The sequence below is a fragment of the Fredinandcohnia onubensis genome (assembly GCF_002734285.1).
In the GTDB taxonomy this organism is placed as follows: Bacteria; Bacillota; Bacilli; order Bacillales; family Bacillaceae_L; genus Ferdinandcohnia; species Ferdinandcohnia onubensis_A.
The window spans coordinates 154,323-168,729 of the sequence record NZ_NSEA01000019.1 but is presented as its reverse complement, the minus strand read 5'-3'; the positions used below and the strand labels follow the sequence as shown (position 1 = coordinate 168,729).

General features: G+C 38.5%; 10 protein-coding genes. 3 read left to right on the top strand and 7 right to left on the bottom strand.

The window, feature by feature from the left end:
- Positions 1–65 precede the first annotated feature (65 nt).
- Positions 66–1,712 (top strand): FAD-binding protein, encoded by a 1,647-nt coding sequence (locus CKJ95_RS18045; protein ID WP_099354822.1) that lies wholly within the window; start codon positions 66–68, stop codon positions 1,710–1,712.
- Positions 1,713–2,067: 355 nt separating this feature from the next.
- Here the strand turns inward: CKJ95_RS18045 and CKJ95_RS18040 are convergent, their stop codons facing one another.
- The 4 genes from CKJ95_RS18040 to CKJ95_RS18025 all read right to left on the bottom strand — a co-directional run bounded on the left by CKJ95_RS18040 (position 2,068) and on the right by CKJ95_RS18025 (position 7,938).
- On the bottom strand, positions 2,068–2,979 hold the full coding sequence (locus CKJ95_RS18040) for a carbohydrate ABC transporter permease (protein ID WP_257215847.1): 912 nt from the start codon (positions 2,977–2,979) through the stop codon (positions 2,068–2,070).
- 17 nt (positions 2,980–2,996) lie between these two features.
- Positions 2,997–3,893, bottom strand: a complete 897-nt coding sequence (locus CKJ95_RS18035; RefSeq protein ID WP_445079849.1) for a carbohydrate ABC transporter permease — start codon at positions 3,891–3,893, stop codon at positions 2,997–2,999.
- A 62-nt stretch (positions 3,894–3,955) separates the two neighbouring features.
- The gene (locus CKJ95_RS18030; protein ID WP_099354821.1) at positions 3,956–5,305 is read right to left on the bottom strand and encodes an ABC transporter substrate-binding protein; all 1,350 of its coding nucleotides are present in this window, start codon (positions 5,303–5,305) and stop codon (positions 3,956–3,958) included.
- A gap of 218 nt (positions 5,306–5,523) precedes the next feature.
- Complete coding sequence (locus CKJ95_RS18025; protein ID WP_099354820.1) at positions 5,524–7,938, bottom strand: sialidase domain-containing protein; 2,415 nt, start codon at positions 7,936–7,938, stop codon at positions 5,524–5,526.
- 224 nt (positions 7,939–8,162) lie between these two features.
- Here CKJ95_RS18025 and CKJ95_RS18020 point away from each other — a divergent pair, with 224 nt between their 5' ends.
- Positions 8,163–8,954: a response regulator transcription factor gene (locus CKJ95_RS18020; RefSeq protein ID WP_099354819.1), complete on the top strand. Its 792-nt coding sequence runs from the start codon at positions 8,163–8,165 to the stop codon at positions 8,952–8,954.
- Positions 8,955–8,958: 4 nt separating this feature from the next.
- The gene (locus CKJ95_RS18015) at positions 8,959–10,752 is read left to right on the top strand and encodes a cache domain-containing sensor histidine kinase (RefSeq protein WP_099354818.1); all 1,794 of its coding nucleotides are present in this window, start codon (positions 8,959–8,961) and stop codon (positions 10,750–10,752) included.
- A 357-nt stretch (positions 10,753–11,109) separates the two neighbouring features.
- Here CKJ95_RS18015 and CKJ95_RS18010 read toward each other — a convergent pair whose 3' ends face one another.
- The 3 genes from CKJ95_RS18010 to CKJ95_RS18000 form a co-directional block, all read right to left on the bottom strand.
- Positions 11,110–12,249, bottom strand: coding sequence for a M15 family metallopeptidase (locus tag CKJ95_RS18010; RefSeq protein WP_099354817.1), 1,140 nt, complete (start codon positions 12,247–12,249; stop codon positions 11,110–11,112).
- An 11-nt stretch (positions 12,250–12,260) separates the two neighbouring features.
- On the bottom strand, positions 12,261–13,001 hold the full coding sequence (locus tag CKJ95_RS18005; RefSeq protein WP_099354940.1) for a TraX family protein: 741 nt from the start codon (positions 12,999–13,001) through the stop codon (positions 12,261–12,263).
- A gap of 232 nt (positions 13,002–13,233) precedes the next feature.
- Positions 13,234–14,178, bottom strand: a complete 945-nt coding sequence (locus tag CKJ95_RS18000) for an FkbM family methyltransferase (RefSeq protein WP_099354816.1) — start codon at positions 14,176–14,178, stop codon at positions 13,234–13,236.
- Positions 14,179–14,407: the final 229 nt, after the last annotated feature.

The following is a 14,407-nucleotide window of genomic DNA, read 5'->3' as shown; positions in this document are numbered from 1 at the left end:
TTATTTGGCAATATGCTATTATGATTTGTGAGACTAGGAACCTATTAAAAAGGTGGTGCTTCTAAGTGAAAGTTAGGAAAACGTATAAAACAGATGTGTTGGTGGTTGGATCTGGGATTGCAGGAATAAAGGCAAGCTTTGATTTGTTAAATCAGGGAGTAGATGTTTTATTAACGACTAAAACAATTGTTGTATCTGGCTCCAGCTTCTTTCCATTAAAGGCTTCATTAGGTACTCAGGTGACCCGAGATGAAGCGGATAGAGAAATATTTATATCAGATATCGAGGCGGTCAGTCACGGCATGCACGATGATGAGCTTGCACGAGTGTATGTGGAAGAAATCCCTGAGGCAGTTAAAGAATATAAAGAAATAGGGATAGACGTCACTAAACTAAGTGGGACAAGGAAAGCATGTTTTGCAAATCATGAGCGAGATATCTACCTATTACAGGACTGGGAGAAGATACGTAAAAATGTAAATGAGATTTTCAGTCAGTATGATCGTCTTCAAACCATCGAAAACTGTCATGTTTTTTCGATAGTAAAAAAAGATGAAAAAATTGTTGGCGCTTTCCTAATTGATAAGGACGGAGAATTTGTTTTTGTTAACTGTAAAGCGATCATTCTTGCGAGTGGTGGATTTGGTAGTATTTATAAGCATAATCTAAACCCAAATGACGTGGATGGTTCAGGCCATATCCTTGCGTATGAATCCGGTGCAAAACTAGTAAATATGGAATTTATTCAATTTATTCCTGGGATTACATCTCCAAATTATAAAACGCTATTTGGAGAGCAAACACTCTCGTATTGTGTTGATATCGTGGATGATGAGGGTAAAAGTATACTGGATGAGCATCTACCTTCTGGAGTAGATAAGCGAGAAGTACTTGATGTTAGAAGTTCCCATGGACCCTTTACACATTCATTTGTGTCCAGATATTTTGACATTGCCATGATGAAACGAATTATCAAGGATCATAATGAAAAAGGCTATAGATTGCTTTATAGCAAGGAAATTTATGATAGCAAAGAGCAATTTTTTACCGTTTATTTAGATTGGTTAAAAGAAAAAGGGATCGATGTGGTGAAGGATGAGGTAAAGATTGCACCATTTGCTCATGCAAGTAATGGTGGGGTTGTGATTGATTCCTGCGGACGAACCGGAGTGAATGGATTATATGCCATTGGTGAGCTTTCAGCAGGAGTTGAAGGAGCGAACCGACTTGGAGGAAATTCAACGGGTTCATGTATGGTATTTGGAAAAAGAGCGGCAAGTGCTTGCTATGAATATATAAAGGAGAACGAATTCCAGCAAGTGAACCCACAAATTGAGCTTGATGAGATTAGCGCAGGATGGGCCATAAATGATGGAGTATATACCCCACGTCAAGTAATCGATGAAATACGAAACATCATGTGGTATCACGGCAATGTGATTCGTAACGAGGAAGGTTTATCCTTTGCTTTGGAAAAAATAGAGGAATTAAGAGCGAACTTTTCGGTAGCAACCTATATGAATCAACCTTCTCAACGAAAAGGGACAATGAAAGCTAGAAATTATATCGAGCTTGCAACCATCCTCTTAACAGCTATGAAAGAACGAAAAGAAAGCAGAGGCGCTCACTTCCGCGAAGACTTCCCTGAGGAAAGAATCGAATATAACAAGAGATTGTATATATCAAAGTGGGATATGAAGACTGTTTTCTAGTGTAGGATAACAAAATAATATTGTTCAAGAGTTATAAAAAAAGGCCTAACGTGCGGTTCTGAAACATCACGTTAGGCTTTTTGGTGTGGCACAAGGGACCTCCCTTTGTTCCAATGGTGGGGAATTGCGCGTTTTGTGATGATTTTTGAGTTTTAATTCGGGTAATTGTGTTTTATCGCAGGGGAATTGCGTTTTATTTTGAAGAATTGCACCTTAAGCAGGAATAATTGCGTGATAAGGTATTAAGCCTACGAACCGCATTTTTTTCTACATGCCAATCCAAAAAAACTAGCAACCAATTGCTTGATTGCTAGTCGTTTGGTTATATTTGGTGGGACAAGGGACCTGTGTCCCATTAGCCTTTGACTGCACCGAGTGTGATTCCTTGTGTGAAGGATTTTTGGAATAATAGGAATATGACAATCATTGGAATGGATGCAAGTGTGGCTCCCGCCATCATGACTCCGTAGTCTGTCTTATATTCGCCTTGCATCGTTGCCACTCCTAGAGGAAGTGTCATCATTTCTGTTGATCTCGTTATAACAAGTTGGCTAAAGTAGTCATTCCAGCTTAGCATGAACGTAAAGATAGCCAAAGCACCAATAGCCGGCTTAAGCATTGGAAGAACAATCGAGTAAAACGTTCGTATTTCACTAGCCCCATCCATTTTTGCTGCTTCTATGAGTTCGTTTGGTATGGTTTGGGCAAATTGTTTCATCAGGAATACTCCAAACGGCCAACCGATTGCAGGCAGGATCAATCCGTGATATGTATCCACCCATCCGAAGTCTGCTAGCATTGTAAATAGTGGAACTAGAATAACTTGTTTAGGTAATGCCATTGCGGCAATCAGAATACCAAAGATCAGCTTGCGTCCAGGAAACACTTTCTTTGCAAGGACATATCCCGCTGTTGCACTCACAAAACATACAGCCACCATCTCGCTGAAAGAAATAAAGAAACTGTTGAATGTCCAGCGCAATACCGGGTTATTAAATAGTGTTATCCAGTTATCAAGAACTGGCTGGAGCGGAAACCATTCAGGCGGTATAGTTGTCGCCACAACCTGAGGTTTAAATGCACCCGTAATGATCCAATAAAAAGGAAATATAAAGAATCCTGCCGAAAGGATTAAAATAATGGTCGAAAACACTTTAAAGAAACTCAATTCACTTATGTTCTTTCGTAACGCACTTATTACAGTGTGTTGCTTCTTTCCATTCCTATTCAACTTTCCATTCACGTTAATTTGTGTTTGAGCTTTCACACTTATCTCCCCTCTTTCTAATACTCAACATCACTGCCGAAATATTTAAATTGAATAATAGATATAAGACCTATGATTACTGCCAGAACTACACCCATAGCAGAAGCTAATCCAAAGTTACCAAGTAAGAAGGCTTGTTCATATACGCCATACATCACTGTCGAAGTACTATATACAGGACCACCTGAGGTTAGTAGTTGTATAAGAGCAAAAATTTGAAATGAATTAATCGTTGTGATGACAATGACATATAGATTGGTCGGCATTAAAAGAGGCCAAATAACTTTACGGAAGATTTGTCCCGATGTTGCCCGATCAATTTGTGCTGCTTCAATATAGGTGGTAGGAATATTCCCTAATGAGGCAATATATAAAATAATCGGCTGGCCAACAGACGTTGTAATCAAAATGACAGTAATCGCCATCAGTGCAGTTCTTATATCTCCAAGCCAAGAAATCGGTTCAAATCCAAAAAAACCGGTAATGTAGTTAAGCACACCATAGTTAGGATGATAAATCCAACCCCAGACAACCGTTACGCTAACAACAGAGGTGACTGCAGGTAAATAAAACACCCCTCGATAAAACGATCGAATAAATTCAGCCTTTTTATAGATGGCCATGGCCACAAAAATAGAAAATGCAATGATGATAGGGACTGCAACAGCTACAATTAAAACGGTGTTCCTTAACGATTTGTGAAATACCTCATCATGGTAAAGCGTAATATAGTTATCAAACCCAATAAATTTAAAACTAGTAATGTCATAGTCGAATAGGCTAATATAAACACCTTTTAACATCGGAAACAGTACAAAAATGATGAAAAACGTAAGTGCTGGCAATAAAAACAAATAACTCATGAACCAGTCACGATATACATTTTTCCTTGACTTGAGAGCTGAAGTTGCCAATTATACGAACCTCCTATTCTAAGAAAGGAGCAGCGTATGACCGCACGCTACTCCTTTTTTACTTACTTGTTTGATTTTCCACTTTCAATTGCAGCATTTGCTTTTTCCGCAAATTCATCCAGTGCTTCTTGAGGAGTTTTTGTTTCTAAAATGGCTTCTTGTAGCGCTGGGAACCAGAACGTACGAATTTCTGCGTAACCATCGGCAATTGTTGGTGGATCCGTTATGAACTTGCGGGCAAGCTCTGAATATTCATACTCTGATCCCTCATATAAACCTGTAATCGAGTTACGGGCAGATAGTCCACCTGTTTGAATTAAATTTTTCTTGCCCCATTCCGGATCATTTACAATAAAATCGATCAGTTTCTTCGATGCTTCAATTCTTTTTTCATCATCGTTATTAAAGATGGCTAGACCGCCTAGGAATGGTTCCAGCTTTGGTGCTGATCCATCCGGAGTCGGATAAGGTAGGAGCACATCTTCAAAGTCTTCTGTTTTATTTGGTGCAAAAAGAGATTTTAAAACAGCAGAATAGTTAATCGCAAAGGCCATTTTCCCCTGTAGGAATAAGTCATTATGATCGCCAGCATCTAATGATGCAGAACCTGGTGCGACCAATCCTTCTTTGTTAGCCTCTACTACCCATTCGAGCGCCTTAACGCCACCTTCTGAGTTGATTGCAACTTCGCTATAGTCTTCATTTAAAAATCTAGTTGCACCTAGGTTAGTAAGGTATCCACGGGTACCTTGATCCCCAGCTACACTCTTCGCATAAAAACCTGAAGGAATAACTTCAGGAGCTTTTTCTTTTACTGCACGTAAAGCCTTCTCGTATTCCTCAACCGTCCAGGTCCGGTCTGGTCGATCCAAAGGAAGTAAATCAAGCGCTCCAATCTCTTCGAACAACGTTTTATTAACTGCCATCATGAATGGACCTGTGTTGAATGGATACATGTAGATGGTATCTCCCACCATAGATTGCTTCATCAATGCCGGTGAAATATCGTTTCTTACCTCGTCTGGCATCATGTCATTTAATGGAGCAAGTAGCCCTTTTTTACCCCAATCAATGATTCGACCTGGGGCGTCGTAAATGACATCAGGTGCTGTATTTGAAGCGATTGCCAGGTTAAGCTTTTCAGGCCCACCTTCATAACTAATCATTTCTAAATTCACTTTGATGTCTGGATGCTTTTCATTGAATGCTTTGATGATCTCCTTTTCATACTTACCTAATTCACCATCTAATGGTTGGAAGTTCGGAAAAGTCCACCATGTAATTTCTACTGATCCATCGCTACTCTCTGCATTCCCCGAATTCGTGTTCGTTTTACCACTACAAGCAGACAATAATAGTGATAATAAAAGTGTAATTGCAACTAACAAGATGAGTCTTTTTTTCCTTACCATCCCATATCCCCCTTTAATTTTTCAATTTTAAGCGCTTTCAAATTCTATCATTATCATAGAATGTATTTCTATCAATAACAATCCCATGGATTTTACATTCATAGGTCATTTCTGACATGTATTTGAAGAATCTTATTTTTGATTAGAAGTAACAAAAAACTGTTACAAAAAGGAGATTACTAATCTCTTTGTAACAGTTTGATAGTCAAGGTATTTGCTTACTGTTTTTTGGCTGCTATACGAACCTTATCCTCTAATTTGATAGCTCCCTCATTATTTGTATAAGCTTCACCATATACATTGTAAATGGAAAGATCCTGGTCAAATTGTAGTTCAAAGTCGTATGCTCTAGGTAATAAATTTGGGATAGTTCCTTCAAAAACAAACTTATTTAAATCAACTTGCTTCACTAATTCGAATGGTAGCTCGGCACCTCCGATTAGGCCATGAAGACGTTTATTCCCCATCAACATAACAAAATCATCAAATACCACTTCCACTTGAATTTTATCCCCTGGACGATACACATTTGGAAGCTGCGATACAGCTTTGATTGATTCTAATTTAGGTTTCGGTGCTTGTTTAATCTTTTCCCATTTTAGATAATCGATATTAAACTTGATATAATCCATAACGGTATTTGCTGTACCCTCGTAAAACAGGCCAATTTCACCATTAGGCAGATTGGTTAGACTAGAGTAACCGTACGCTCCTTCTTTCACCAGTTGCTCGTACTTCCAGTCGAAAGTATATTTGGTGCGACCATTTTCATGAGTCCCGTTTTCTTCGATTAGACCTACTCTTACAGCACCATTAATACGGCTTCTTGAATCGCTCGCACTTGAGAATATAACTGCTTCCTTTCCATCAATTTGTCCTTCATAACGAATGGCAGACATTTGACTATAAGGAGCAATTAACGATTGTTCAGTAACAACCTCAGAATCCCATGTTTCTCCGCCATCAAAGCTTGTTGCTATTTGAGCATAACCTGAATGATTTCGCGCAAATAACTTAAGCTGGCCGTCTGGCATTTCCACTACTTGAGACTCTGTAATTTCGTAGGAAGTGTTCGTAAAGTCTTTTTCATTAATAACTTCTCCATCTCCGACTACTCTACCTTCATTCGGTGACTCTCCACGATGCCATGTTTCTCCGTTGTCATCACTGTAAATAACAGCACTTGCTTGCCTATTATAATCGTTTAAGAAATAGACTGGAAATACGAGTCTTCCTTCATAAGGTCCTTCGGTTAATTGAATGCCATTTCCAGGCCCTGTGCCTAAAAAGATCATCCATTCTTCTTTCACTTCATCATTCAAATCAATAGGACCTTCCCATGTTTCTCCCTCATCATCACTGTAGTACAATTCCAGGTATGATGTTTTAAAAGGTTTTAATGGAGAAGTCTGGCTGAAAATATTGTCAATTTTTTCACCGTTTTCGTATAGGTTGCGATCTTGATCAACTGTAAATGTCGTTAATTCTCCCGCATCATCATACACTTTTCCTTCTTCTCGGATTGTGTATTCTTTCCCACTCTCATCATTTAGGAACATATATTTTTTACCATCGATTGTCTTAAAACCAGTCCCTTTGTAGGCATTATTACCAAATCCGCCCATTAGACCGGCACCGTGAGGAAAACCATCAACTAAAGCAAAAATTCGTTCATTTGATTTATCTTGTAGTAAAGTCAGGTCGATATTTGATGCCTGATCAGGGTAATCATTGATGACAATTCCCTCTTCTTCCCAAGTCTTACCTTGGTCAAAACTTCTTCGAATAACCGCATCAATATTGTTAGGCGAATCTCCCCCATGAACTACGCGGCGGTCTATGCCTGCAATGAGTGTATTTTTCTCCGTATTAATCAGTGCAGGAATTCTGTAATTGTTTGAGTCCATAAATCCTGGATAGAAAACGGCATAAGGATCTGTAACATGAGCTGTCTCTGGCATTGGATTTAACAATTCTAATGGATCAGCAAACGTTTCACCAGTAATGTTTAGAAGCACATCATCTGCAAGTGGTTCGCTATAAACTTCTGCAAAGTCAATATCACCATTGAAAATATATTGATTTCCACCAGATGCTCGTTCCGTTTTTCCTAATTGTGCACTATTTGGTTCATAAATGTTACTTAAGAATTTCCTAGGAGACTGTGAATCTTCTTTTACTAATTTACCATCTAGAAAATACTTATACCCTACTTCCTTGTCCATTACCATTGCTAGAGTATGAACCTCTTTTTCTTTCAAAATTACCTGAGTGTTAATATGAATGTTTGTTTTAGGCTCACCCGGTTTTTCTAGACGATTTTCACTTCCCACTACTGATGGCGTAATATATAAATTAAAATGACCATCACGCACACGATTATTACTCAAAGAAAAAAGTGACATAACGGACGAACCTGTGTGCCTAAATCTTACGATAATCGTCCCTTCATCCAATTGTTTCAATTGATCCACCTTATCGCTAACATCATAACCATTTGTAAGACTCTGATTTTCAACGCGTAAAAGTGGTTCTGGTAAATCAGTGGAAGACGTAGCAGCAACAGGCAGCACCTGACTAAAGAAAAGGAAAGCTACAACAATTGAAACTACTATACTAAGCCTTTTTTTCATATCCTCATTCTCCTCCTTAAATATAATTAGTAAAGCGTTTTCAAACCTATCATAGGTTTCAATATCAAGTTTATCAATCCCACGGACTTTACATTAGTAGTCCTATTCTTACTTCATTCTCAAAGTCTATTACTTCACTTGAACTGTTCCTATTAAATTATCAGATTTTTTAGTACAATATGAAGTAAATCATTTTTTACCATCAAATCAATGGGGGACATGTCATGTATAAATTGATGATTACAGAGGATGAACCTCTTGTACGGGCTGGTTTAAAGCAATATTTTGATTGGGATGAGCTTGGAGTTCATAGTATTGTCGAAGCTGAGAATGGCAAAGAAGGAATGGAAGTCGCTCTTCGTGAACGTCCGGACTTAATCATAACTGATATTCGTATGCCTGAAATGGATGGACTAGAAATGATCGGAAACCTACGTCCTAAACTTCCCGACGTTCAATTTATAATTTTGACTGGACATAATGAATTTACGTATGCCCAAAAGGCGATTCAATATGGGGGAGTTCATGCTTACCTCCTAAAGCCCTTGCAATATGAAGAGAGCCTCCAAACGATGGTAAGCTGCATCGAAAAGCTACAAACAAAAAGGATTGAGGCTCAATCTCGTTCTATACCGGAGCATCATGCTAGCCCAAACGGAAAAATTATAAAAAAGGAAAAGAACAGCTCAGAAGACCTCAAACTTTTCAACCAAATTGAAGCCTTTATACTAAAACATATTAATCAAGAGCTCACGCTAAGTATGGTTGCAGAGCACTTTTTTTATAATCCATCTTACTTAAGTCGCCTATTCAAATCGAAATTAAATAAAAATTATAAAACATTTGAAGCGGAAATTCGAATTCAATACGCGCAAAAATGTTTATTACAGCCTCAGTTCTCAATCACAGATGTTTGCAATATGTGTGGATACAAGAGTTATAAACATTTCGTGAAAGTTTTCAAAAGCGTTACGCAAATGACGCCAACAGAATTCAGAAGAGAGATTCGGTATTGAACCTATGAAAATACTAAGGTGGGTATCAAAAAACCTTCAATTTAAACATGTGAATCATCAGATTTTTGTGCTTATGATTGTAACCATTACTATACCGCTTGTCATTATGTCTGTGGTTACTTATATATATTCAGTTAAATCCGTTAAAAATGAATTCCAAAATAGTTCGTATCTGATCCTAAACAATCTATCATTCAATATTGATCAGTATCTACACAGCATCGAAATGGGAACGCTTACTGCACAGATGGACCAAAAACTTCAGGATGCGCTAATACACTGGAATAATACTGAAGATAAAGAAGCCCTTGAAAGTATACAATACCAAAATGCCATCGAACATTTTATGAGTACCATTGAAATGACCATTAAAAATGTGGATAGTGTTCAAATTTTTGTAAATGACCGTGTATTTTATTCGACTAGTTCAAGAAGCGTTGATTATGATATTCATACCTTTTCAAATAAAGATTGGTATAAACAGACGCTTGAACGTAAAGGTGGAATCGTATTATTAGGGACTCATAAACCATTCCATCGAAAATCTTCAAGTGAATCAATTCTATCTGTCGCGAGGGTGATTAACAAAAAGGGTACAAGACAACCGTTAGGTGTACTACTTATAAACATTCGTTCAAAATCACTAAGTGAAATTCTAGATCTTTCAGAAAGCCATGACCGAAACTTCGTTATTCTTGATGAGAAGGGAGAACTAATATATCATTCTGAGGATACTCAAATTGAACTAACTAAGAAGAATGGATCTTTCCTTACCATTAAAGAAAATGAAACAGGTAGTTTTTATACACAGATTGATGGAGAAAATTCATATCTTAATTTTGTAACTTCACCATACTCTGGTTGGAAGGTTATTCAATATATAGATGAAGAAAAAATGACCAAACAGGCGGACTTACTTCGTAGGATCACACTGGGGTTAGCTTTGGGTTCACTTGTTACTGCCCTTTTATTTTTATATATATTGTATACTCGTGTCACCAAGCCTATAATTTTTTTAAGTGAGCAGGTTAAATTGGTAGGCAAAGGCAAATTCGATGTTAACCTTAGTAGCACCCGCCAGGATGAATTTGGTGTCCTTTTTCAAGGAATTCGAAAAATGGTCTCTGACATTCAGAACTTTATTGAACGCTCTTCTGTCTTAAAAGCCCAACAAAAAATAGCACAATATCGAGCGCTCAAAAGTCAAATCAACCCGCACTTTCTAGCGAATGCACTCGAATCGATTCAAATGAAGGCGGTGTTAAACAAGCAACGCGATATAAGTGAAATGGTCGGTTTACTAGGCCGTCTATTTCGAAGTTATATACAAACTGGAAAAGAAACAGTCTCACTGAATGAGGAACTAAATCATACCCGTCTATATGTTAAAGTACAACAAATGCGGTTTGGGGATAAAATTCAATATGTTGAAAACTTAGCTCCAACTAGTGATTCTGTAAAAATCCTACATTTTTCTTTACAACCACTTATTGAAAATGGAATTGTTCATGGATTGGAACGTAAAAATGGCCCTGGTATGCTCGAAGTAACCACTACATTTTCAGGCAAAGAGCTTCACATTATGGTGAAGGATAATGGAGTGGGTATGGATTCAAATCAGCTTCAAGAAATTAGACTTCGGCTCTCTCAGCCTTCAAATACCTTGGCCGAAGAGCATATTGGCATCAAAAATGTACACGATCAAATACAATACTACTTCGGAAACCAATACGGAATAGAGATTGACAGTAAACTTGGTGAAGGAACAACCGTCACTATGCGAGTCCCATCAGAATAGGAACAAAGGGCTCCTTCATGGTGTGGGTCGCAGGGACAGGTCCCCTGTCCCACTCCCACTAAAAACAAACAGGCACAATGAGTGGTATATCAGCCACTCGTTGCGCCTTATCTTTTTCTCAAATAATTTCACGTGGACTCTCCCCACTATAACAGCCTATTTTCACATCTCGAAATTCCGTCCAAACAAACGATTGATTGAATATCGTTCTTTAGGTTGCTATTGATTTAGAGTGCTAAACAAACGTTTGTTTGAAATTAAAATTCTTGATTAGTACAGATTTTATTAAAGTGGAATTTCACTATAGTGGAATAGGGTCGAGGGACCTGTCCCTCTGACCCACCTGCCTTTTCCCCGTTATGGGCTTACGCTTAAAATCTCAGATAATAGGTAGCCCCCGTCACTTGGGTTTTGCTTGGTTTGGTTCATGGCATCTAGATCGTTGAAGTGCCACCACTCTGATGCCAGTGGTGTGAGTCCAGCATTTGTTAGATATGTTTGGAGTGTTGTTGCTGACTCATTCATTGTGTCTGCTAGGACTGCATTTTTCCATGCTGTTGGAGATGATGATGGGACGGGCTTGGTAAATGTAATGGATGCCAAGCTTAATTCATGAATAGGAGTTGGCATCGTATACTCCGTGTAATCCGTGATGTCGGTAACTAAATATTCACCAATTGCAACTTCTTCCTTTGATTCAACCTTAGCCAAAGTTACATCAATCGCATATCCCATTTGGTGGTTCGAAATGTTTCTAGCGATAAACCAACCTGTGCTCCACGGAGCTGTATTTATGCCAGCCATCACAGCCATATCCTCATATGCGACAGAAGTCAATGCATCTACTACTGCTTTTTGAACTGAATACGGTCGATATCCTTCATAGATGACAAGCGTATCCCCATTCGCAAGTGCTTCTTGTTGTGCGAGATGTATTTTTTTTGACATGGAATACAAAACTGGCACTATAAATTCTTCTTTTCCAAGCCTCTCATTAAAAATGTTCCCCTCATACAAGGCTTGTCCCGTTATTCCTGGGATTTCAATTCCAGACGACACGAACTTAGAAGAATAAGTGTTGCTGCTATCATATACAATGGAAGGAATCACGTCGGGAAGGTTAATAAAACAATACGTACTATCAATCCAGCCTTCCGAGGTGGGGTCTTTCACGAACCACCAATTTCCTTCCTCTTTTATGATTGTAAAAGCTGTTCCAGCATTTAGTGTTTCAATAGTTTCAGAGTCTTGATTCGGAGAAGTTTTTAGGTTTAAATCGACCGATGTATATCCTGTAGCACCATTAATCGGCAACTCCAAATCCCCCTCATATTTTTCAGGAGTCGGGATTGGCTCTAACTCTTCCAGCGGAACGGTCTCTTGAACATTCGCCACTGCTTCTACGGACTCTTCAACAGTCGCTTCTTCTGTAACGTTTGAGCAAGCTGCAAGTACCAGTAAAAATGAAATAAATGCAAGTATCTTAAATCTGGACATATACCCTCCCCCTAAGCGTAAATCACGTATTTTATAATATATAAAACGATTAAATGTAATGGATAAAAGACATAAAAGCCCCATTTTAAAAGGTTTGATTTACGACCACGTCTACCTTTGTACATCAGTAACAACGGGATGGCTAAGAAAATTCCGATTTGATACGCATGATGCCAGCCCATATTGATGATTTGAGGTATGATATGCGCAAAAATCCCGATAAGTACAAAGCTGATAATTTGTTTTTTCAATTGGTCTCGATAGATCCCGAAAAAAACAATCCACAATACGGCCACGAAGTTCCAATCTGCCGGATACGCAAGCATACAGCATAAGAACACTAGGGCAAGTTTCGCATACATTGGGAGCTTTTCACTTTTTACAATCGTCAAAGCAATTAGGCCCAACGCGAGGCCCCACATGACGCTCGTCGTTTTCCACGGGGACAATTTAAAGTATAGTACATACGGAAAGTGAGAGATAGCTGCAAATATAACCAGTCTTTCGATATACTTTCTAATATTGGATGTGTAAAAATATCCCATAGCAATAAAATAGCAAAAAATCGGAGCTACAACCCTTCCCGGAATCCGCAAAACAAAACCAGCTACCGTTTCCTGAGGGATAAAACCTGCAAACAGATGATCAAAAAACATCGCAATAAGAGCTATGTACTTCAAAGCATTTGAAGTCAAATCCCTCTGAAAAATAGTATCCTGAAACATATCCTTCTGATAAGTAGTATACTGCATCAAAATTCCCTCACTTTTTGTGGATTGGGGTGTGGGTCGCGGGGACAGGTCCCTCGTCCCAAGTTCCGCAACTACATGCCAAAAAGGCACAACGAGCATTTTTATTACACTCATTGTGCCCTATTCAGTGAAAAATTATGGGAGGATGAAAAAGGCACAGAGCTTTTTTTACTCATGTGCCTTATCGATAAACACCTTATATAAACTACATTTTTAAGCTGTTTCATACTTATCAATACGGCTGGTTGATAGACAATTTGTGGGACACTGAACCTCTGCCCCGTAGGATTAGATCGGTGTGTATATGTTCGGATCCAAGCTCCTTCTGCAGTGCAGATATTGAAGGAGCGGATAACCTTTTTAACTTGTTATCTTCATTATAAAATTTAATTTCAAAGTGATCGGATAAAAAATCCAGATATGAATTCAGGTTTACTCCCGCTTTTTCTAGGTACCGACTGTCAAATTCAACAATTCCTTTGATTTCACGGCAGTTTTTTAGGAGATTTATCATTCCTTTTAACACGCTGTACTCATACCCTTCGACATCAATTTTAAATAAGAGTCTGTGATTTTCTAGAGTTTCCTGTTTAAAAAGAGAATCAACTGTGATCGCAGGTACTTCCGTCTTTTCAATGGTGTTTTTATCTGAGATTTGCACGCCTGATGAAGTACCAGACCAATGGGTATCAATAAAGAAAGCTTGGTCCTGATTTTCATTTTCTCCCGCAAAGGCATGAATGATGTTAATTTGATCCCGATTGACGTGTTGTTGGCGGGAACGCTCGATGTACTCCATCAAATATTTATTCGCTTCAATTCCAACAATTGTCGTGTCCTGTCCATACTGAGTAGAGAAAATGCACTCTCCGTAATTTACGCCAATGTCCAAAACGAGTGACGGCTTGTACGATTTCACGGCTTTTTCCCAGAATTCGGTCACTCGCGATTGCGTAATCCCATCACTTATTAAAAGCGCCCGCCCCCGGTTTTCAGCATTATTGATATAAATAATATTTCTAGAAGGAAGCGTAATTTTATTTGGAATGTTAGCCAATTTTAGCGTCTTATACTTTAGAAAAATACCAACATTAATGACTGCCTTTGAAAAAAGCGGATAATTCTCCCAAAGCTTCACAAAAACAGGCTTATTCAAAACACCTTTAGGAATAGCCATATTTGATTATCTCCCCTTTTGTGGGTCACGGGGACAGGTCCCTCGTCCCATGACTAATTTATCTTCCATTATAGAAGGGGATTATTGAGGGCTTGTTAAGGTTTGGTTACATAAAATATGATTTCATCGACAAAACCTGCATGTCACACGCACAAAAAATAGTCTAGTTTACTGATTGATCTCCGAAACTATTTTGTCCCTCGTCTCACATGAAAAAAAAAGACCAGGA